At 47.9% G+C, this 22,560-nt stretch carries 17 protein-coding genes; 4 read left to right on the top strand and 13 right to left on the bottom strand.

Features of this window, described 5'->3' with window-relative positions; translation table 11 throughout:
* Window positions 1-54: 54 nt before the first annotated feature.
* Complete coding sequence (locus C6P39_RS08395) at window positions 55-1,506, bottom strand: sensor domain-containing diguanylate cyclase (protein ID WP_158661502.1); 1,452 nt, start codon at window positions 1,504-1,506, stop codon at window positions 55-57.
* A gap of 188 nt (window positions 1,507-1,694) precedes the next feature.
* Window positions 1,695-1,880, bottom strand: coding sequence for a hypothetical protein (locus tag C6P39_RS08400; protein WP_095174588.1), 186 nt, complete (start codon window positions 1,878-1,880; stop codon window positions 1,695-1,697).
* Between the two features lie 239 nt (window positions 1,881-2,119).
* Between C6P39_RS08400 and C6P39_RS08405 the strand changes: the two genes are divergently transcribed.
* From C6P39_RS08405 to C6P39_RS08415, 3 genes are read left to right on the top strand one after another with little or no spacing between them, the layout of a single operon-like run.
* The gene (locus tag C6P39_RS08405; protein WP_104803451.1) at window positions 2,120-2,851 is read left to right on the top strand and encodes a LytR/AlgR family response regulator transcription factor; all 732 of its coding nucleotides are present in this window, start codon (window positions 2,120-2,122) and stop codon (window positions 2,849-2,851) included.
* Window positions 2,848-5,085 carry a hypothetical protein gene (locus C6P39_RS08410; protein ID WP_104803452.1) on the top strand — a complete coding sequence of 746 codons (2,238 nt, stop codon included), beginning with the start codon at window positions 2,848-2,850 and terminating at the stop codon, window positions 5,083-5,085. Before C6P39_RS08405 ends, C6P39_RS08410 begins: the two co-directional genes overlap by 4 nt.
* Window positions 5,072-6,985 carry an ATP-binding protein gene (locus C6P39_RS08415; RefSeq protein ID WP_104803453.1) on the top strand — a complete coding sequence of 638 codons (1,914 nt, stop codon included), beginning with the start codon at window positions 5,072-5,074 and terminating at the stop codon, window positions 6,983-6,985. The genes C6P39_RS08410 and C6P39_RS08415 overlap by 14 nt, the downstream gene beginning before the upstream one ends.
* Before the next feature lie 61 nt (window positions 6,986-7,046).
* Here C6P39_RS08415 and C6P39_RS08420 read toward each other — a convergent pair whose 3' ends face one another.
* From C6P39_RS08420 to C6P39_RS08455, 8 genes are all read right to left on the bottom strand, one after another.
* Window positions 7,047-9,104 carry a beta-galactosidase gene (locus C6P39_RS08420; RefSeq protein ID WP_104803454.1) on the bottom strand — a complete coding sequence of 686 codons (2,058 nt, stop codon included), beginning with the start codon at window positions 9,102-9,104 and terminating at the stop codon, window positions 7,047-7,049.
* Between the two features lie 29 nt (window positions 9,105-9,133).
* A complete protein-coding gene (locus tag C6P39_RS08425; protein WP_158661503.1) occupies window positions 9,134-10,903 on the bottom strand; it encodes a cache domain-containing sensor histidine kinase in 1,770 nt (589 codons plus the stop codon).
* Between the two features lie 59 nt (window positions 10,904-10,962).
* Window positions 10,963-11,796 (bottom strand): response regulator transcription factor, encoded by an 834-nt coding sequence (locus C6P39_RS08430; RefSeq protein WP_104803456.1) that lies wholly within the window; start codon window positions 11,794-11,796, stop codon window positions 10,963-10,965.
* A 10-nt stretch (window positions 11,797-11,806) separates the two neighbouring features.
* A complete protein-coding gene (locus tag C6P39_RS08435) occupies window positions 11,807-12,643 on the bottom strand; it encodes a carbohydrate ABC transporter permease (protein WP_095174581.1) in 837 nt (278 codons plus the stop codon).
* Between the two features lie 15 nt (window positions 12,644-12,658).
* On the bottom strand, window positions 12,659-13,540 hold the full coding sequence (locus tag C6P39_RS08440; RefSeq protein WP_104803457.1) for a carbohydrate ABC transporter permease: 882 nt from the start codon (window positions 13,538-13,540) through the stop codon (window positions 12,659-12,661).
* A 685-nt stretch (window positions 13,541-14,225) separates the two neighbouring features.
* Entirely contained in the window at window positions 14,226-15,536 is a 1,311-nt protein-coding gene (locus C6P39_RS08445) for an ABC transporter substrate-binding protein (protein ID WP_158661504.1), read from the bottom strand.
* A 205-nt stretch (window positions 15,537-15,741) separates the two neighbouring features.
* Window positions 15,742-16,428, bottom strand: a complete 687-nt coding sequence (locus C6P39_RS08450; RefSeq protein WP_104803459.1) for a hypothetical protein — start codon at window positions 16,426-16,428, stop codon at window positions 15,742-15,744.
* A gap of 50 nt (window positions 16,429-16,478) precedes the next feature.
* Complete coding sequence (locus C6P39_RS08455) at window positions 16,479-17,297, bottom strand: hypothetical protein (RefSeq protein WP_104803460.1); 819 nt, start codon at window positions 17,295-17,297, stop codon at window positions 16,479-16,481.
* Between the two features lie 299 nt (window positions 17,298-17,596).
* Here C6P39_RS08455 and C6P39_RS08460 point away from each other — a divergent pair, with 299 nt between their 5' ends.
* A complete protein-coding gene (locus C6P39_RS08460) occupies window positions 17,597-18,967 on the top strand; it encodes an MATE family efflux transporter (protein WP_104803461.1) in 1,371 nt (456 codons plus the stop codon).
* A 101-nt stretch (window positions 18,968-19,068) separates the two neighbouring features.
* Here the strand turns inward: C6P39_RS08460 and C6P39_RS08465 are convergent, their stop codons facing one another.
* Genes C6P39_RS08465 through C6P39_RS08475 form a run of 3 tightly spaced genes read right to left on the bottom strand, consistent with a single transcriptional unit; the run spans window position 19,069 to window position 22,545 of the window.
* Window positions 19,069-20,781: an amylo-alpha-1,6-glucosidase gene (locus tag C6P39_RS08465; protein WP_104803462.1), complete on the bottom strand. Its 1,713-nt coding sequence runs from the start codon at window positions 20,779-20,781 to the stop codon at window positions 19,069-19,071.
* A gap of 15 nt (window positions 20,782-20,796) precedes the next feature.
* A complete protein-coding gene (locus tag C6P39_RS08470; protein ID WP_242986996.1) occupies window positions 20,797-21,630 on the bottom strand; it encodes a carbohydrate ABC transporter permease in 834 nt (277 codons plus the stop codon).
* A gap of 3 nt (window positions 21,631-21,633) precedes the next feature.
* The gene (locus tag C6P39_RS08475) at window positions 21,634-22,545 is read right to left on the bottom strand and encodes a carbohydrate ABC transporter permease (protein WP_167398043.1); all 912 of its coding nucleotides are present in this window, start codon (window positions 22,543-22,545) and stop codon (window positions 21,634-21,636) included.
* Window positions 22,546-22,560: the final 15 nt, after the last annotated feature.

Below are 22,560 nucleotides of genomic sequence, written 5' to 3' on the forward strand. Positions count from 1 at the left end.
AAAAAAGCATGAAACCAAAACTGCTGGTCTCATGCTTTCTTACTGTTTTTATGGTTACTTTGAATAGTCCAAAACAAATTGGTTCCTGCCCTGTCTCTTGGCTTTATACAAAGCCTGGTCTGCCCGTTTTATGACGGTTTGATAGTCTGTGTCACCTTGTTTTGCCGCCGCGATCCCGATACTGACACTCACGGAGCCGGCCTGCCGGTATTCTCCCAGGATCCTGTTTGCAATGTTGACCAGGACTGTACTGTCCACATCTCCGTAAACCCAAATGCAGAACTCGTCACCGCCATATCTGCTGACAATATCCGTATTTCTCAAACACTTTTTCAGTATGGCCCCTGTTTCGATCAGAACTCTGTCCCCCGCATCATGTCCATAGGTGTCATTAATCTCTTTGAAGTGGTCTATGTCCAGAAACATGCATACCCTGTAGCTTCCGCCCCCTTTTTTTGCAAACTCTCTCTGTATCACCTGAAGTGCAGCTTCTCTGGTGAAAACTCCGGTCAGGGCATCCTTTTTGACTGTTTCTATCTCCTTCCGCCTCACCTTCAGGGCATAGGCGGTAAGCACAGCAGCCGCCATGATCAGGACTGTAGTGGCCAGCAGAATAATAATGGACATGCTCCTCAGCTCATTAAAGATCTTCTCATAACTGTCCGTCACAACAAGGGAAGCAATATACCAGTCCCTGATCCCCACCGGCTGGTAATAGAACAGCCGCATCCTGCCTCCGTTATGATAGACCAGATATCCGCATTCCCCCGACGCAATACTTTTCTTTAGCCGGCCTACCTCCCCCTGCTTTTTATATTCCATGGTTTCCAGCATCTCATAGACGGTCCCGAATTTTTCCATGCCGGGATAGGAGGCCACCATGATACCTTCCGCGGTAAACGCCAGATTGGCGCCGTATTGGCTCATTTCTGAACTGTTTATCAGCTTTCCGAGACTGTTTACCGTATATTCCGCACATACCGCACCCTGTACTTTTCCGTCCCGCAGAATGGGAACACCAACGACAATGCTGTCCTGCCCCTCATATCCCATGGACTGGATGCCTGATATGCTTCTTTTTCCTGCTATGAGCTCCTGATAATATGGCTTGTCCCCTACATAACCGGACTGATGGTCCCCATAATAAAGATTGCCCTCTGTGTCTCCGATCTCCAGTCTGTAATCCTCTGTACAGAACTGCTTTGTCTTGTTCCACCAGTTCTCATTCCCGGAACCGTCAGGCACATCACAGAATGCCGCGATCATCTCCAGCCATTCCTGCTTTGCCTGCAGTCGGCTCTCCAGATTACTCCGGGCAACATTACTCTCCTTTTCCAGGTCACTGTAGGTCTGTTCCAGAAGTCCGTCCTGTATTTTTTTATAATAGAACATATCCAGGGCACAGCAGGATATCAAAAGTATAGAAATAATGATCCAGATCCTGCGGCTTTTCGCGGGATATTTGTATTTCTTTTTCCTTTCATAATGCCTGTCCGATAATTCCATACACCCATCCCCCGAATCTGCTGACATCCTTTGTATTTATTACCATTATAGCTTTTTGCAGATTAAGATTCAATCTTATTAGTAAAACCGGACAAAAAAATACCCCCTAAGCAGATTTCGGCTATTTACCTTATCTGCTCAAGAGGTAGCATATCATTTCCGCTGCTGGTATCTATTTTGCTCTTGTATCATGTTTCGGGTATCTGCTCCGCCCCGTCTTCTGTTTGGGATGCACTTAATTCATGTTCTATCAGGTGAAGCAGATCCAGTTCACTTAAAAAGGAGGCAGAAAATTCCCCGCATGTAAATACCCCCTGCCATGTATTGTGCTCATATCCTGTAATGATAATAGAAAATTCCTTTTTTTCAGTCATGCTTTTCCCTCCAAACAATTTTTTTCTCTATCAACCCATTAAATATATAGAAAATATACCATACTGTCTGAATAATAAACAGAACCTTTCACCCAAACTCTGTTTTCCAAACGGAAAGACATTTTGATTACACGGAAACTCCATTTTTTTTACCCAAAATCCGTTTTCTTCAGTGTACAACCAAACGTGATATGTTAAAATATTTGTAATAATTGCGAAAAAAGAGAGGGGAAAGCTTTATGCGGATAGCGATCGTGGAGGACAGAGAACAGGACCGGCAGGAGCTGATAAATATGCTCAAAACGTATTTCCATAATAAGGGCTTGGCAGGCACCTGGGATTGTTATACCTCAGGCCTGCGTTTTCTTACAACATTCTCTCCCGGGCAGTATGATCTGATCTTTCTGGATATTTATATGTCTGAATTAAACGGTATGGATACTGCGCGGCAGATAAGACAGGCCGATACCTCCTGTTCTCTTATCTTCTTCACCACAAGCTATGCCCACGCTGTGGAGAGCTATGAGGTGAATGCCTCTTATTATCTGACCAAACCCCTGAAGGAGACAGCACTGGCAAGAGCACTGGATATTGTCTGTACCCCCTTAGAAAAAGATAACCAGTATATTACCCTGACTGTAAAAGGAAATATTAAAACAGAAATCCTGCTGAAAGATATTATGTATGTAGACTGTATCTCCAGACGAACCTATATACATCTGCCGGAAAAACAGCTTATTGTCTATGATCCCATTGCCTCTGTCCTGGATAGTCTCTCACATGACCCCCGGTTTTTATCCTGCAACCGTAATGTGATGGTCAATATGGACTGGATAGAGAGTGTACCCTCCGATGAATTTCTGCTGAAAAATCAGGAGCGTGTCCCCATACGGCAGAGGGGAAGAAAAACCGTTAAAAAGACATTTCTGGAATATACCTTGAAAGGCCTCAGAAGGGAGGAAACCCTATGAAAACCGAAAAAGCGCTTTTTTTTACCATTCCATTTCTGCTTTTCCTGCTCACGGTTTCCTCCTGCCCTGCATATGCCTCAGAAAATGTCGAAACCTATTACTGTTCAACCGCAGAGGAACTCTATGAGACACTGACCCTCCATCCCGGAGGCACAATTTTCCTCACGGATACCATTGAGTGGAATTTTTCAGTCAACACCATTACGGTCCCGGCTGCCACTGTGATCCAAATGGGGGAGTATGGGATCTGCGTTCAGGAAAATGGTTATCTTGAAATGGATGGACCCGTCTCGTTCTATGGCAGCGGAAGCCGTATGCCTCTGTTTTTGGTGGAAGGCTATCTGTCCACCTCCCCTGAGACTACGATCACGGCATCCGGGGAGGGTTGTACTGCTGTGCAGATCACCGGGAAGGGTAAATGGGACCCTGATCTGACAACGGTCACTGCCTGCGGAGAAAATGCCATCACGGTAATTTATGACGATGGCCCTGACACCGTGTTATCCCTTGCTCAGATCACATCCCAGGGAACAGGGGCACAGAGTCTTTATACAGAGCGTCCTCTTGAAGCCGTACTCTGCAGTATCACCAGCGAGGGCGGCAGCGCCGCATCCGGCACATCCCCCATAACCATGACCGGCTGCCGGGTCACTCCCCAGTCACCGGAGTATCTGATCTATGACTGTAACGTCAGCCTATATGACAGGATACTGGAAAATTACGGTTTTTCCTACCCTATCGGAACCGCAGGCGGTGCAATAAACCGTTCAAGCCTGGCATATTATTTTACATCCGATAATGATCTTGAATTTACATATGACATTCCGGTTTCTTTTGACGGTGTCGCAGGTTTATACACTGAAGCAGGAGAATATTCCCTGACTTCCACCCCTATCGTACCGGATTGGTTTCCGGTCAGCCTTCCTCCCCTGGAATTGTCCATTCATATTATAGCACCGGACCAGCCGTATCTAACTGCCGCATATGAGCTGATGGACAGCATTGGTATACAGTTTTTCTCCGAGATCACCGATGCACACAGTCTTTCTCTGTATTATTCAGATGATAACGGAAAGACCTGGCAGGACATCATGGGACTGCCGGGAAGTTACACCTATTCCCTGGGCGCCCAGATAATCGGACTGCCCCAAGACAAGGATTACCTTTTTTACCTTGATGTACAGGGCGGGAGCATGGAGGGTGTATCAAACATCCTGCGCTTTTCTTACGGAAGGATTGATATTGACGGAGGCGGTGACAATGACGGGGGCGACCGCACAGACCAGGATCTTCCCCCTTATGAACAAGATCCCCCGGATTCCGGTCCCGAACCGGGCACAAACACACCGGATTCTGAAAATGGTTCACATCTTCCGGAAAACCCGTCCACAGAAGCTAATACCATTCCACCTAAAAATTCAGCCTCTGACGCGGAAAAACTGTCCCCGGAAGGCTCTGACCCCGGCGCGGGAACAAACTCCCCGGAAGGCTCTGACTCCGATGCAGGTACAACTGCTCCGGAAAGCTCTGACCCCGGCGCGGGAACCCGCTCCCCGGAAACATCTGCCTCCGGTGCCGGGTTAACCGCTCCCGGAAATACATCCTCCGGCGCAGAGAAAGATTCCCCGAAAGACACCGGATCGGATCAGGAAACCGCCACCTCAGACCAGACTTCGGAGCCTTTGCTGGAACAGGTCTCAGAAACTTCAACTACAATCTCCGGGATCCGCCTGCGGCTTCTGCTCCAGACCAATCCTGACACTGTTTTATTTGAAAAAGACGGCATCACGGTAGAGATCCCCTCTGCCTTCCTGGCTTCCCTGGATTTGCCGGACGATGCGTTTTTGAAAATTTCCATACGAAGGACAGATCCCACATCCTTCTCCCTGTCTGTCAACGTGGACGGCAGGGAACTGCATGAACTGGAAGAAACCACGATCACCATGCCCTTTTCCCCCTCCGGTGACTGGAAGGAAAAGCAGCTTACCCTGATCCATACAGATACCGGAAACAAAAACGCAGTACAATATATGTCCGTACAGGGCAGGGTGTCCTCAAACATTTATGAAACCGGCACATATACCCTGCAGGAACCCAACGGCCAATTGCCCGGCAGACTGACAAAACAAGAGACCGTCTGCATACTTCTGCTTTTGACTGCAGTTATCCTGTGTACAGCCGCTGCTGCTGTTTTGCTTCTGCGCAAAAGGAGACTATACCATGAAAAATTCTAAAAAGCTGGTATTCCTGTGTGTGATCCCGCTCCTTATCCTGATCTTATCCTCCCTGCTGTTCCGCCAGCTGTATTACATTGATAATAAATACACATGGAAGGGTACACAGCCCATCTGCGGACTCCTGTCACTCTCGGATGAAGACCTGGAACAGTGCCCCCTGCGTTATCTTATCCGTGAATGGGAATTTTATCCCAATGTTACTTTTACCCCTGAAACCTTTTCTGAAAAACCAGCGGATACCTATCGGCAGTATGTCTCTGTAGGGCAGTACGGGGGAATGGAAACGGGAAACACACTGCATTCCCCTCATGGGTGCGGCACATACCGTCTGACTCTGCAGCTGCCTGCAGGTGTTAATTCCTATGCGTTGGAACTGCCTGAGATCTATTCGTCCTATCGTCTTTACCTGGACGGCGAACTGCTCCTGCAGTCCGGGGATCCGAACCCGGAATCATACACCCCAGAGGTAAGCTGCCGCATGGCCATCTTCCAGGGCGGGGGAACGGTCAGTCTCCTTCTTGCAGTTACTGATCATTCCTGGATCTACAGCGGAATGGTCTATCCTCCGGCTTTTGGAACCGTGGAGGCTGTTAGCAATGCCAGGGAAATCAGGTATATGCTCCGGATCGCCAGTCTGCTCCTGGCTTCTTTCGGTGTTTTCCTTTCACTGTATATGGGATTCCGGGCCCGCTGGAAAAAAGGGTTTCTGTATGCCCTGCTCTGCCTGTGTCATATAGGATATACCGCGTTTCCCCTGCTCACCGGATTTTTCACAATTAAGATCCAGCCCTGGTATACGCTTAACCTTTCCTGCTTCTATATAATTCTGCTGCTGGTGGTCATACTTCAGAACAGCCTGTGTCATGTAAAGGAAAAATATTCGATCTTGTGGACAGTGGTCTGTGCCGCAGGGGTCATTCTCTCTATTGGCACCGGAATATCCGCATCCAGCCTGAACCTCAACATGCTCATGGGATTTTCCGCTGTGTCCGCCATATTAAAATACGGGACCGGCATTTATCTGCTCATCACCTCAGCAGCGGCCTTTTTTATGCACAAAAAATATACCCTCCTGCTGTTCTACGCCTCTGTGGTATTCTCCGCCTCACTTTTGGCGGACAGGACCCTGCCGCTGTATGAACCGGTGTATGGAGCCCGTTTTATAGAGATCGGCGGGGCTGCCATTATGCTTGCACTTTTCTGCGTGTTATGCGGAAATCTTGCTGAAGCCTACCGGCACAGCCTTACCATGGCGGAGGAGCACCGGCAGATGGAACGCCAGCTCGCCATGCAGAAGGACCATTACAGACAGCTCACGGACCAGATCAGTGCTGCAAGGACTGCGTCCCATGACCTTCGGCATCATATGCGCGCACTGCGGGGAATGGCGGATAAGGATTCCCTGGATGATATCCGCCGGTACCTGGCAGAATATGAACCCAGCCAGGAGATACAGGATGTAGTGACCTACTCCAACAATCCTGCCGCAGACGCCATTCTGCATTACTATGCTTCCGCAGCCGCACAAGTCAATGCCGCATTTGACGCTGTGCTCCTTCTTCCGGAAACCTTGGATTTCACTGACGCGGACCTCTGTATCCTCCTTGGAAACCTCATGGAAAATGCGGTGGAGGCCTGTTCCCGCCAGCATACAGGAAAACGGTTCATTATCTTAAAAGGGAAGACCAGCAGCCATCAGCTCCGCCTTGTGGCGGACAACAGCTTCGACGGGACCATCCACAAAAAAGACGGGCATTTCTATTCCGCCAAAAGAAATGGCATCGGTCTTGGCATCCAATCCGTACAGGCCGTGGTGGAACGCCATGGAGGACTGGTCAGTTTTGAGGAGAAAGACAATATTTTTCAGGTTTCCGTGCTGATTCCTTTAGAACACTGAAACATAACAAAAAACGCAGAAGGCGCTCCACGTATCCCGGAGGCCTTCTGCGTTCTGTCTGTTAAAAGATGCGGTAAACCTTGGTCCCGTATGCATTCAGCATTACGCTTCCCTGTACTTCATCTTTTGTATCCATGTCCATGACTGGTACTTTGAGTACGATTTTCTGAGGTTCCTTGTCATAATTCAGAACAAAGAGATATTTTCTTCCCTCTTTCACCCTCATGGCGATCTCACAGACTTTTGGTACTTCTGCCAGTTCCTCAAAGGGTTCCAGCACCCCTGTATGATCCAAAAATCTTTTTACATTATCCCGGGTAAAAGTACCGCCAAAATGCAGGACCTTCCCCTTGCCGCAGGCTGTCTCCACCAATGCGGGGCGGCCTTCGTAATAGTTGGAGCTGTATTTTGCCAGCACCCTGGCATCCGGACCCGTGACTGCCAGGATATCGTTAAACAGCCCTGTTTCCACCTGTTTGTCTTCCCACTCCATGTAAACGGCGTCATCCGCCGGACCCACAAACGTGTATTCTTTCACATCCGTCTGTGTCAGGGACCGGAGCAGACCAGGCATTGGCTGCATCACACATTTTCCTGTCTCATCCTTCTGCCCTGTCCTGCACCCCAGGATCAGGCATCCGCCTGCCTCCACATACTGTTTCAGAACCTCTGCTCTTCTCTCTGTAAGGATCAGGGGATGAGGATAAATAAGTACCGGATATGCAAGCAGCTCTTCCACATCTGTCCCTTCCAGGAGATATACCATATCCATAGGCGTATGGTTTATCTGTGATGCCGTGAATATCTCCTTCTCACTCTTCTTGGCAAACCGCATATGCCAGGCATCCAGCTGTGCATCCCAGATATTGTCGTAATCCCGCACCAGTCCAAAAGCCGCCTGATACTTTGCCCCTGCCATCTCATTTATGGCCTCTGTTCGTTTCCATATCCTGTTCAGTTCAGACAGCTTCCGGTTGTCCCTGTTGTCATAATCCAGGATTCCATGCCAGTAGATCTCGGTTCCCATGACAGCGGTCCTCCAGCGGAAAAAGCTCACATAATCTGCCCCATGGGCAATACTCTGCATAGTCCAGAGCATCATCTGTCCTGGCTTGGGAGCCGGGGCCTCCATGCGGGTATTCCATCCGTTGGCCCCGGACTGCTGTTCCATAATGCCGAAATGGGGGCAGATGGACCGCACCTCCGCCAGATTTCTGCTCCATTTCCTGTCGTTCAGGTCATCGGAATGTTTTGGGTCCTCACACAGACAGTACGCAAAATTAGGATAGGAGTCATAAGTATATACATCCAGACATTCATCCTGCATCTTATGATTATCCAGATTCCCAAACATGCCATTTGTGGTGATAAAATCCTGCGGTTTTTTATATTTCCTGATAATGTCGCTCTGCAGTCTGCAGAACCGGACTGCGCTTTCCGATACAAAGCGTGTGTAGTCCAACACCTGATGGGGGTTGGTGGAGTCATGTACCGTAGGCCGCGGCACATAAATCTCCTCCCACTCTGTATACGTCTGATTCCAGAACACCGTCCCCCAGGCCCGGTTGAGGGCGTCAAGGGTCTGATATTTTTCCTTCAGAAATATCCGAAACGCAGCCGTATCACTCTCTGAATAGAAGACATCCACCTCGCAGTTGATCTCATTGTCGATCTGCCATCCCACAATACAGGGGCGCTGTCCATAATGTTCTGCCGCTTTTTCCACAATAACGGCACACAGCTTCTGATAGACCGGAGAGTTATAATTATAATGTCTTCTCATCCCATGCCTGAAAGGCGTACCGTCCAGACGGCAGTTCAGGACTTCCGGATACTTTCGTGTCAGCCAGGCCGGGGGTGTGGCTGTGGGGGTGCCGAATATGACTTTCATCCCTTCCTCCTCAGCCACATCAAGGAATGAATCAAAAAATCCAAAGGTAAATTCCCCTTCCCGGGGTTCAATCTTACTCCACGCGAACTCCGCGATCCGTATGTTAAAAATACCATTTGCCTTCATTCTCTGAAGGTCTTCCCTCCACAGGCTTTCGTCCCAGTGCTCCGGATAATAACAAGTTCCAAGGGACAGGCCGTCCCATTTGAAATTCTGCGTATTTCTCATTTAGTTTTCCTCCTGCTGCTGCCCCTTGATCATAACAGTTCAGGCTTGTCTGAACTGTTATCCTTGATCATCATGGGCAGAATAAAATTAATTTTCGTTCCCCTGTGCTTCTCACTCTCTATATGAAGCCTGCTGCTTTCACCATAACACAGGATAAGTCTGCGGTAAACATTTTTAAGCCCTATATTTTGATTGGTCTCATTCATCTCACATTTTTCATAGAGTTCCCGTATTTCTTCCCGGCTCATGCCCACGCCGTCATCCGCTATGCTGAATACTACGGTGTCCTTTTCCAGTTTGATCCGCACACAGAGCATCCCTTTTTCCAGCTTTGGTTCCAGCCCGTGGATGATGGCGTTTTCGATCAGCGGCTGAAGAATAAAATTGGGAACCTGACAGGGATAAGCCTGTTCATCCACATCATAAAGGACAGATATCTTATCCCCGAACCGCTGCCCCTGTATCAGAAGATAATCCTTAACTGTCTTCATCTCCTCCTCCACTGTGACAAACCTGTCCTTCTTGATCATGGCTCTGAGTAAATCCGCCAGAGATATGGTCATCTCCGAAATATCCAGGTTTCCCTGCATAATAGCCATCCAGCTGATGGTATCCAGTGTATTGTAGAGAAAGTGGGGATTGATCTGCATACATAAAAAATCTATCTCCGCCTGCTTCTGGGTGATCTCCATCTTGTAGACCTTTTCGATCAGAGTCTCTATATTTTCGGCCATACGGTTGTATTCGCTGCCTATCTGACCGATCTCGTCCGTGGTCTTTACCTCCACCCTGTGGGAAAGGTTTCCTTTTCCGAACAGCTTCATACTCTCCAGCAGGTCCTGGGTGGGCCTGGCAATATGTTTTGTAGCCATATTGATAGAGAAAAAACTTAGGATCAAGATCCCCAGAAGAAAAATGCCTGTCAGCCCTATGACTCTGTATGTATTTTTATAGAACTCCTTTACCGATACCGCTTCCACAAGGGTCCAGCCATTTGGCATCTCGTTTCCCACATAATAGAAAGAATTAGTATCATTTAATATATCATATCTGGATGTGTCCGTTTCCCTCAGTGCCTCGATGGCCACGGGGAAACGGGTGCCCAGATATTTTTCATGGTTGGTGACAACTATGATCCCATCCCGGTCCACCACATATGACGCGCCCGAGTATTCCGTGGAATTATCCTTTACAATGTCACCGAAATACTCCCTCTCGTAAACAATATTAATATATCCGATGGGCTTCATAGTGGTCAGATCCAGAATCGCCTTGGCAATACAGATATCCTTGTCAGGTCCCACCAGTCCCCAAAGGGTGGTCCCATTGGCCTTATAGATATCTCCCTCCAAAAAAGCAAGGTCAGTCCCGCGCCCTGTGATCTTTTTTACGGAAAACTCCAGACCGCTCTTTGAGATAACACTCAGTGAAACCACATCGGAACTGAACAGGGCGTTTGTCTCCAGCTCCCGCTCCACGATCTTGCTGATGTTCCGGATACTGTAAGGCTCCATCTCCTGCCCGTTTACAATCTCCAGCTGCTCCTGGATCACAGCGCTGGAGAGGATCTGAATATTAATGTCCTCTATAGTCTGAATCATATTTTCAAGATTGTTGGTAGTCTGCTGTGTTACATCCTGGAGATACACTTTAGAAATCTTGCCGTATCCCTGCTTGAAAACTGCCGCAGAAAAAACAGAGATGCCTGCACCTGTTATTGTAATAAGCACAGCAAATACAAACAGCATCTTTTTTCTGATCCCCGTGATCCTCAGCTTCCGCTTTCTTTTTTCTGTCATCACATGCCTCCGGATACCTCTGCTGCTTCCAAGCTGCGCAGACCTGCCAAAGAGTAATCTCATTTCTTCTCCTGAATCAGTTCCAGTATACTCTTAATACTGTGGTTTTTCTGCTGTCCGGCATTTTTTCTAAATTCGCCGGGACTGCATCCAAACGCTTTTTTGAACACCTGGCTGAAATATCTGGCATCCCGAAACCCTGATTTTTCACACAGCAGCCCGATTTTCACATGGTCTTCCCTGAGCAGCCACACTGCCTCTGCAAGACGCATACTGTTTAAGATCTCGCTGAAAGAGTACCCTGTCTCCTTCTTGATCATTCTGGAGAGATACGCAGGTGAAAAATGATAGGTATCCGCAATGGAATTTAATGTGATATCCTGCGTAAAGCTCTGGGCCATATCCTGCAGGATGTTCATACACTGCGTATTGATGCCTCTGAAATGATGCCGTATCTGGTCACCCAGATCCACGCTGTCCGCGTCGGTCTCATACCTGCGCACTACATTTTTCTGATAGCGTCTCTGCTCCAGCCGCTTCATAACACCTGACACGGTCTCCAGAATATCCTTAGGCCGCAGCGGCTTTAGCATATAGTCAAAAACTTCATTTCTGATTGCCTTCTGGGCATAGGAAAAGTCAGAAAATCCTGTCAGAAGTATCACTGCCGTGTCCAAATCATACTCCTTCACATACTCGGCCAGCTCTAATCCTGTAAGTCCGGGCATCTTAATATCGCTGATTATAATGTCCACCCGTTTTTGCCGCAGGATATCCTTTGCCTGCAGTCCATTTTCCGCCTCATATACTTCCTCGATGCCAATACTTGTCCATGGGAGGGACAACATCCCCCTCCGTATCGCCATCTCATCATCCGCAACCAGTAAATTCATGTCTCCTCCTCTATCCCTTGACCGCCCCGGCTACCATGCCCTCCATAATGTGCTTATGAAGCCATATGTACACAATGATACTGGGTATTATGGTTATAATCACTGCTGCGATCTCCGCCACATAATTCGTTGCATACTGACCCTGGAATTCTGTCAGCCCCACCGGGAGCGTCATCTTGGACGAATCCGTCAGGAAAATCTGCGGAAGCAGCAAGTCATTCCATATATTAATAAAAGTCACAACCGCCACCGTCACAACCGAAGATTTTGAAATAGGCATAATGATCTTAAAAAATATCTGGTAGATATTACACCCATCCATAACCGCTGCCTCCTCCATCTCCTTGGGAAGAGACCCCATAAATCCTGTCATTATAAAAATAGCCATTGGAAAAGCGATCGCAATATGCGGTATGATTACCGCCAAATGTGTATTCAAAAGCCCCATCCTGTTAAACATGGAAAACAAGGGAACCACCATGGCATACACCGGGATCATCATCCCCAGCAAAAATACATTCAGCGTCAGCTTAGACAGCTTCCACTGCATCCTTGTGATGGCGTAAGACACCATACTGCTCAACACAACTGCCACCAAAACGGCCGATACTGCAATAATAACAGAGTTGCCGAAATATTGCAAAATGTGCCCCTCTGTTATGGCCTGGATATAATTATCCAGCCTGAACTGCTCCGGCAGCCCCCAGGGATTGGCGTACAGTTCCGTATTCGTCTTAAAAGAACTCAAAAACAGCCACAAAAGAGGATAAAGACACAGAACGGTAAAAATCCCCAGCACAACATATTTCAGTACAAGAAAAACCTTATCCTTTGCCGATACTTTCATCTTTCCGCCCTCCTCCTAAAATTCAACAGGTTCCGAACGGAACACCAAATTTGACAGCAGCACAGAACACATACATAAGATCAGCAGGATCACACCAATCCCTGCGGAATACCCATACTTCAGCGTCCTGAACCCCTGATAAAACATATAGGTTGACATAAGTTCCGTAGCATGATTTGGCCCGCCTCCTGTCATAACCGCGATCAGATCATAATATTTCAGGGAACCTGTAATGATCAGTACCGCATCCACCTTCAAGATAGGCTTGATCAATGGAAAGGTAATACTCTTAAACTGCACCCATTTACTAGCCCCGTCAATCTCCGCCGCCTCATAATAAGAGGCCGGGATATTTTTCATAGCCGCAAGCTGAATGATCATGTGATACCCAACAAACTGCCACATAACAACCACAATGATACAAAACAGTGCCAGATTTTTATCCGACAGCCACACATGCTGCAGACTCTCCAGACCGATCACTTCCAAAAACTTATTGAGCAGCCCAAACTCCGAGTTATACACAAACGTCCAGGTCAGCCCCACAGCCACCCCGCAGATAACACTCGGCAAAAAAAACACCGTCTGAAAAAAATGGCTCCCCTTAATTTTCTGAAACAAAATATTCCCAAACAACAGCGCCAACGGCAAATGCGCGATCAGCGACCCAATCACCATCAAAATATTATTCCTCAAAGCCCCCGTAAAAGTAGAGTCCCGAAACAAGTTTACATAATTCTTCAACCCCACAAACTTACTGGGACTCATCAAATCCGTCTGCAGGAAACTAACATACACATTATACCCAATCGGCACCAACACAAAAACCGCATAAATCAAAAAAGCCGGCAGCACAAACACCGCAATACTCCTCTTATTCCCTAAAACCTTATTCATCCCATCTACCTCGCCAACCCAAACTCAATCCATCCACATCCTACCACTAAATTCCTTTCCTACCACTGTATCCTACCGCTATATCCTACCACCGCATCCTACGCTGATTCCTACCGCTGCATTCTACCACCGCTTCCCACCGCTGCATCCTGCCACTGTATCCTACAGCTGTATCTTGCCGTCGCATCCTACCGCTGTATCCTACCACCGCATCCTACCGCTATATCCTGCCGTCGCATCCTACCGCTGTATCCTACCACCGCATCCTACCGCTATATCCTGCCGTCGCATCCTACCGCTGTATCCTGCCGTTGTATCCTGCCATCGCATCCTACCGCTGTATCCTGCCGTCGCATCCTACCGCCGCATCCTACCGCCGTATCCTACCGCTGTATCCTGCCGTCGCATCCTACCGCTGCCATCCTACCGTTGCCAAAATCAGGGGAAGGAGGAGGGGCAGAGCAGGGCCGGAGGGGGAGGGGAAGCGGAAAACGATGTTTCGCGGAGCGGTCAGAAGATCCACCTGCCCCAGACACTTAGTGAAGAGCCCACTGGCGATGAACTTAGTGACTGGGAGCAGGTTAGCTTCTGACCAGCGGAGTGCATCGTTTTCCGGTTCCCCTCCCCCTCCGGTCCTGCTCTGCCCCTCCTCCTTCCCCGTCCCTTTTAGCCATCCATCAACTAACTACCTATCAGCATTATCCTCCGCAAATTGCTGCAACCCATCAAACGCCGCTTTCGCATCCTCCCCCCCAAGCACAGAAACACAAGTATTATTAAACTCAACCCCTTCTCCAGCTCCAAACTGTCTATCCCACCAGGGAGTCAGTCCTACCTGCTCATTGGAGATGGTCAGCACCTCCCCCATAAGCGGTGTCAGCTTACTGGTATCCAGTTCAAAATTATCTGCCGGGATCCTGCCGTTTTCATACAACAGCATTTCCTCCATTTCCTGGGAAGTCCAGAATTTCAAAAACGCCACAGCCGCATCTTTATTTTTACAAGTCTCTGAAACGGCAAAGCTGGTATCCACAGACCCCACGGAAATATTATTATACTGCGCATCATAAGCCGGCAGCACAAACGCCCCCGCATCTTCACCTATACCGCTCTTCTGGATCTTATCCGCATCCCACGCTCCCATAAAATACATGGCGGATTTTCCATTGGTAAATAAATCTGTTGACTCCTCCGGCCCCATGCCGATATATCCATCCTGAAAATACCCTGCATCTGCCATTTTCTTCACTTCCTCGGCCGCCTTTACATGGGTTTCATTATTCCACTTTTCACTTCCATCACAAATATCCTGGAATAGCTTGTCCCCCGCCATCCCACCTGCTATCTGCTGCACAAACTGCGCAGGGATCCAGGCATCGGTCCCGCACATAGCCATAGGAGTCACCCCATTACTTTTCAGGGTGTCACACACACTCAAAAACTCATCATACGTGGAGGGCACCTGAACTTTGTTTTCCTCAAATATCTTTTTGTTATAAAACATAACACACAGTGATTTCTGGGTGGGAATTCCATAGTTCTTACCGTCATATGACAGCAGATCCAGGGTTCCGTCCGCAAAACTGTCCTTCCACTCTGCATCCTTCTCCAGATATGAGGTGATATCCGTTACCTTACCTCCCTCCACAAACGGTTGCAGATAAGACAATTCCCAGGTAAAGAACACATCCGGCACTGCATTTGAGGCCATCAGGGTAGTCAGCTTTGTCTTATACTGTTCATTTTCATAGAAATCAATCTTTACCTTTACGCCATACTCGTTATCCTCTGAAAACTTCTCAGCAATGGAGTTGTAGGCATCAATATAAGTATCTGCCTCTGTCCCCACACACATAACGGTCAAGGTATCACCGTCTCCCTTTTTGCCGCCTGAGCCGGAAGCCGCTTTACTGCCGTCCCCCTGGCTGCCGCACCCTGCCAGCATGCCGCAGGTCATTGCCGCTGTAAGCAGCATAGCCACTGTTTTCTTTCTCATTTTTATTACCTCCGTGATCTTTTTGATGAAACCATTGTAACTCATGTCATTATGACGGAACAGGTGCCTTTCCTACCAAAAATGTTTGATATTTTGACCACTACCAACCCGCGGCGCCTAAAACAAAAGGGAATTATCACCAAGCGGCACATCCGCCGCCCGCGATAATTCCCAAATATGATGAACTCTTCCATCAGTCCCGCTGCTATCTGCTCTTAATATAGCAGATATTACTGATCAGAAAACTACTGTGTTTCCTCACATAATTGTAATACTCCTGCCTGTTGATATAATATTCCTTTCCCCAGGAGGAAACCCGCATCCAGGTCTCATCCATACCTGTCACAGTTACAAAATGTGCCTTTATCTGGCAGGAAGGGGAATACTCCCCTGCCGCTGACCGATGGTACATATTCAGCCTGTGTTTTCCCCATACGAAAGGAAAATTAGGCCCCACCAAAAGAATGACCGGGATATCATGCGCCAGCATGGCACTGATCCGCACCCACAGATTCCTGGGAAATACCCCGAACGCTGCCCTGAGCCTGATCCGTTCATGCCTGAAATACCGATTCAGCCCCAGCACCAGCATCCACCCTGCCATACCGAAATAAGGGATGACCGGCAGATACCTTTTCCTCATATAGTTTACATAATTCAAATACTCCGGCAGTTCAAGAATACCGTTTTCCAAATAGGCTTCCTGAAATAATTCCGTCCGGCAGATATCTTTATGTAAACTTAAATACAACAATAAATCTGTCCCGCCTATCACACCGCATCCACATTTCCTCATAACAGCAGAATCTGACCAAGCCTGATTGCCGCCAAAGGAAAGGGTGCCGTCCTTTTCAATTACTGGATATGGATTATGTAAACTGCTTCTCTGCATATTTATGTCAACCTTTCTTCTTCCTTTTACATAAGCTCTGTCTCACCGTTTCATTCTGCACAGCACAGGATCTCGGCTTCCAGTTCATCAGAAATGGAAACCTTACCGCCCATTCTGCACTCTGCTGTTTTCCCTTTCCGGCGGATCACGGATGCTTCAATCAGGCCGTCCGGCTGTTTTAAAATATAAATATAAGTCCCGTCCTCCTTTTTATCCGCCAAATAAGCCGCACATGCCATACTCCCGCTGCCACAGCTTGATTCCCACACCAGAGAATCGGTCTTGGCCACATATACCACCGGTGTCATCCGGTAACATTTCTCCATACCGTCCCCGCTGGGTTCCAGAAACATGATACCGTATGCATCGCATGTTTCCTGTTCCTTAGCTGCCTTCAGCACGGTCTGCACAAACGCATCACTTCTTCTTGGTCCCTTCACGATAATGTGGCTGATGCCCTCAAAGCAGACCATAGGACAACTTCCATGTCCAGGCACTAAAAGACTCACCATCTTCCGTGGAAGCGGCATGGCGGTACGGCTGGTGCCCGCCTCCAGATCCACCTCAACCTTTAAAGGGGAATCCGAGCCGCTCACATCCACCTCCACAAGTTTGGGATGGTCCGGGTCCAAAAGGCTTTTCAGATATCCGAAACTCCTTGTGGCATTTCCGCAGAATTCTCCGCCCATCATCTGCATCCGGCAGGTACCGTTCCTCATCTCCTCCATGAACCCCACCTGCTCCGCCTTATATTCCCTCTGTTCTAAAAGCTGATTGGCAGCTTCCGCATACCGGCTTCTGTCAAGTGGCGTCATGACAAAAATTGTGATATTCCCTGCAGGGTCAGCTACACGTATTTTTACTTTCATAAGTTCCTCCAGTCTTACCCCAAACAAAATTTTTCTGCCTTTATCATACCACAAAACGGTTATTGTTCACAGTACATTTAAAGTGTATTTTTTGTACAGCAACGCGCCCTGGAAGGTGCATTCCTAAACCCTCTGACTGTGAGGTACCAAACCGTTACAATCCATCAAAATATAAAAACTATTTTATCTTATCGACTTTCTTGGAAAACTGTGTTATATATGTATATATAGGGCATAAGGCAGCATATCTTATGTGCTTTTTTTTCGATATGAACACACGATAAACAGGGGGGAACATCATGAGTACAAAGCAATCCGGCCAAAATCAGATCACAGAGGGAGTCATCTGGAAACAGATCCTCCTGTTTTTCTTTCCCATTATGCTGGGCACCTTATTCCAGCAGCTATACAACACAGCCGATGCCATTGTGGTAGGCCGGTTTGTGGGCAAAGAAGCCCTGGCCTGCGTGGGCGGTTCCTCCGGCCAGATCATCAATCTGGTTGTGGGATTTTTCGTGGGGCTTTCCTCGGGTGCCACGGTTATCATTGCCCGATACTTTGGGGCCAGAAATAAAAAGGACCTGAATGCCACCCTGCACACAGCAGCAGCCCTCTCCATAGTGGGCAGTGTCATCATCACCGTCCTAGGACTGATCCTGACTCCTTTTATGCTGCAGCTGATGCACACACCGGAAAATGTAATGGCCGGTTCTGCTTCTTATCTGCGTATATATTTCGGAGGGATCGTCTTTGTATTTATTTACAATGTAGGTTCTGCGATCCTGAGAGCTGTTGGGGATTCCAAACGCCCCCTTTACTATCTGATCGTATGCTGTTTTATTAATATTTTTCTTGATGTCCTGCTGGTTGTGGGACTTGATCTGGGTGTAGAGGGTGCTGCCATTGCCACCTTGATTGCCCAGGCCGTCAGTGCCATCCTGGTGGTGCGGGCCCTGATGCAGCCGGGGGACATGTATTTGCTGGAAGCCAAGAGCATCCGCTTCCACAAATTCCTGCTCAAATCCATTATCACCATCGGTCTTCCTGCCGGTATCCAGTCTGTTATGTATAATATCTCAAATATCATTATACAGACTTGCCTGAACAATCTGGGGACAGATACCATGGCAGCTTACACGGCTTTTGGCAAAATGGACGCCATTTACTGGATGATATCCGGCGCCTTTTCCATTGCTATCACCACATTCGTGGGGCAGAATTACGGGGCCGGAAAATACTCACGTATGAAGAGAAGTGTATTTGTGTGTCTGTTTATGGACTTTATTGCATCCATACTGGTAAGTGCCCTGTTCCTGCTGTTTGGCAGTTATATATTCCGCATGTTCACCCAGGACCCTGAGGTTATCAAGGTGGGTATGAAGATCATCCAGGTGATCGCACCCAGTTATGTGCTGTTTATCTTCATTGAAATCCTCTCCAGTGCCCTCCGCGGCATGGGAGATGTGCTGATTCCAATGATCATGACATGCGGGGGTGTCTGCCTGCTGCGGATCTTCTGGATTTTTGCGGTTGTGCCCCATATTCCGGGGATCCAGAGCATACTCATGAGCTATCCCATCTCTTGGGCGCTTACGGCTGTGCTGTTTATCATCTATTATTTTATACGGCAGAAGAAGTTTTACCGTTCTCTTCCCAGCGAAGCTGAATGATAAAAACTAAAATATCCCTGCGGTTGGACAAATTTAAAAGAAGCGGGCCATCTCCTTAAATGGAGATAACCCGCTTTTATGAATCCGGTTAATCTATTCCACTATTTACATTCCAGATATTCATGTGCCATGACCAACATGACACTGGCGGTCCAGGTATAGGCTCTGTCCCGCAAGCCACTGCCTGTTAAAGCATCGAAATTCTCCGCACAGCCGCTCTTTTGTATCATACGGCAGAATTTGCGTGTGGTTTCCTGTACAAATTCCTTTTCCCCGCATTCCATCATACCGTCAAGAATGATCATGGTGCTGGGTGCCCAGATTGGACCTCTCCAGTAACCATCCGCTTCGTACGCGCTGCTCTTGGGACTCTCTGTAGCCAGACCGTATTCTGTGTTGAACTTTCCGCCCTTTAAATCATCTATCATGTTCTTACGGATTTTTTCTGGCAGCTTATTTCCCAAAATGATAGGGAGATACAATATCAGGCTGTCCGTCTCTACCGGCTCCATGCCAAATCCTGCCAGGGCCACCGGACTGTCGTCACAGAAAAGTACATCCAGCATCCTTCCCATCAGTTCATCCGAACGTGTCCTCCACATGGCGGCATCTGCTTTATATCCCAGCTTGACTGCCACATCCGCAAGAACATCCATCTGCAGGACAAGAAATGCGTTCAGATCCGGCAGAGTGGCTGGGGGGAGTTTTGAAAAGGCCGTAGCGTTATCCCAGCCGGAGTCATTTCCGTGTGTATATTCACAAAGTCCGTCCCCGTTCTCATCTCTGCAGTTTAACCACCAGTTGGTCCATCTGCCGATTTTGTCATATGCCTCAAGAAGCTGTTCTTTACTCAGGTCCATGATCTGCATAAGTTTTTTCAGGGTCCAGCCGTGGATGGGCGGTTTGCAGTAATTGTTTATGATCACCGCGTCGTTGACACTGTCCGGGATATTTCCTGATCCTTTCTGGAAATCAAACATCACCATGAACTGGTCCCATGCCTCCCTGGGGTTGTTGTAGGCAAGAGCCATGGCATTAAAGCAGTGGTCCCAGCTCCACACATTGCACATCCAGTTTTTCGACATGAACATGGACTCCCTTTTGAGCAAACCGCAGGGTGACACCATGCTGGCCCACTCCACATAAGCCGAAACCTGGGCAGCCTCCCGGTACTCTGCCGGAACCGACGGCATGGAATGGAAGAATGCAAGAAACTTTTCCCTGCTTTCCCTCACCACCTCTGCATAGTCATAGTCCGTTCCCCTGTCCAGCCAGTCCTCAAAATTCTCCTCAAGGGTTACTGTGTACGTCTTTTCCTTCCCCTTCTCAAGCCTCATCCGGCAATACTCTGCTGTGCTCACGCTCCACTTCTGGTCAATTTGGATCTGTCCTTCCCCTGCCCGGAGCATATAGCGCGAATTGCCGTTAAAACAGTTCATCAGATAAAAGTCTCTGTCTCCCGCCTTCCACGGCTGCGCAAAGGTGAACATGGTCCCCTCTGCCATAAAATCCAGTTCCAGCTCCACGTCCCCATGGAGCACTATGGTCCTGTCATCCGCAAAGGCGATCCCAGCCTTTCCGTATTTTGTAAATATCCGTATTTCCTGCGGTTCTGCCTCATATGTATACTCTACAGGTTTTCCCTCATACACAGGAGCGATCCGGGCAAGAAAAGAAGAACTGGCAGCGCCGTGTACTGTCCTGAGATACAGTCCCGTCTCCATCTCTCTTCCCTGGAACCCACCTTCCAGATATGACACTGCCATATAAGAACCTCTGGTGCTGAAGGGCACCTCCTTTAAATTAAGCCTCATTTCCCATACCTCCTCTTATCCTTTTAATCCTGAAAATGTGATTCCTTCGATAAAATACTTCTGGGCCGCAAAGTACACTGCGATCATAGGTATCGTTATGACCGTCGCCACTGCCATGAGCAGGTTCCACTGGCTGTTGTGCTGCCCCATAAAATTCTGGAGTGCCAGGGACACTGTCTTCAGTTTCTGGTCATCCAGATAAAGCAGCGGTCCCATGAAGTCATTCCATGTGTTCATAAAGGTAAAGACTCCCACTGTACACAGCGCAGGCTTTGCCATGGGCATAATGATCTTCAGATAAATCGTAAAGTAATTCGCCCCATCCACAAGTGCCGCCTCGTCGTACTCCTTGGGAATCCCGCTGTAGAACTGTTTCACCAGGAATACATTGAACGCCGTCCCGAAAAAGCAGGGCACCGTCAGCGGAAGAAAGGTATTATATCCTCCCACGGACTGCCAGATGAGGAACTGCGGTATCATCAAAACCGTATATGGTATCATCATAGTGGACAAAAGGAGCGCGAACCAGATATTGCGCCCTTTGAATTTAAGCCTGGAAAATCCAAACGCAATGAAGCTGGAGCTTAAAATAGAACCCACCATATTCACCACCACAATGACCGCGGAATTTAGGAAATATCTCCCAAAGGAATCCTTTGTAAATGCCTCCACAAAATTATCAAAATTAAAGCTGGAAGGGATCCACTTGATTGGTACTGTTGTTATCTCTCTGTTGGTCATGAACGCACTCCGCACCATCCAAAAAAACGGAAACAACATGGTAATTGAAATTACGATCAATAATATATAACAGGTAACCCTGATTCTTTTCTGCTTTTTACTCTTCATATGTCAATCTCCATTCTCGTAAACGACCCACTTTTTCTGCGATTTGAACACAAGCAATGTCAGGACTGCAATGATGATAAAGAAAATCCATGACATAGCAGCGGAGTACCCCATCCGCGACTGCTTAAACGCGGTCCTGTACACCATAAGGGAATAGAAGAAGGTGGCATTGGCAGGGCCGCCGTCTGTCATGATATATGCCTGTGTGAATATCTGCATGGAATTGATGATCGCCATTACAAAGTTGTAAAATATGATTGGCGTCATCATGGGCACGGTGATATGGAAAAACCTTGCAATTGCTCCTGCTCCGTCAATCTCTGCCGCCTCGTACAACTGCCGTGACACCCCCTGAAGGCCTGCCAGATATATGACTACCGTATTCCCTGCTGCCCAGAGTGCCATCACCGCAAGGGAAGGGACCGCGCCAGTCTCGCTGAATATAAAATTATGAGTATGAAGCCCCAGGGCCTTCAATATACTGTTGAGCAGTCCGTACATGGGGTTGTAGATATACATCCAGACCGCTGCACTGGCAACGATGGGAACAATAGACGGCACATAAAAAATGGCTCTGAATATAGAGATCCCTTTTATCTTGGTGTTCAGCAGCATGGCGGTCAGCAGCGGGATGCACGTTATAAGAGGTACGCTTAACAAGGTATAATATAAAGTCACTTTTAAGGATTTAAAAAACAACGGATCATGGAACAACGCCTTATAATTGTCAAGTCCTACAAACTCTTTTGCTGTTATCACATCCCATTTCGTAAAGCTGATACCCAGGCTGAACAGCATGGGACCAAAACTGAAACAGATAAGACCGATGATAGCCGGGGCGATAAAGAAATACCCCCATTTCAACTGGCTTTTTTCTTTTAGGTTCATTTTCTTTTTCACGTTACTGTTATCCATATTTTCCTCCTGACA

The sequence above is a fragment of the Blautia marasmi genome (assembly GCF_900258535.1).
In the GTDB taxonomy this organism is placed as follows: Bacteria; Bacillota; Clostridia; order Lachnospirales; family Lachnospiraceae; genus Blautia; species Blautia hominis.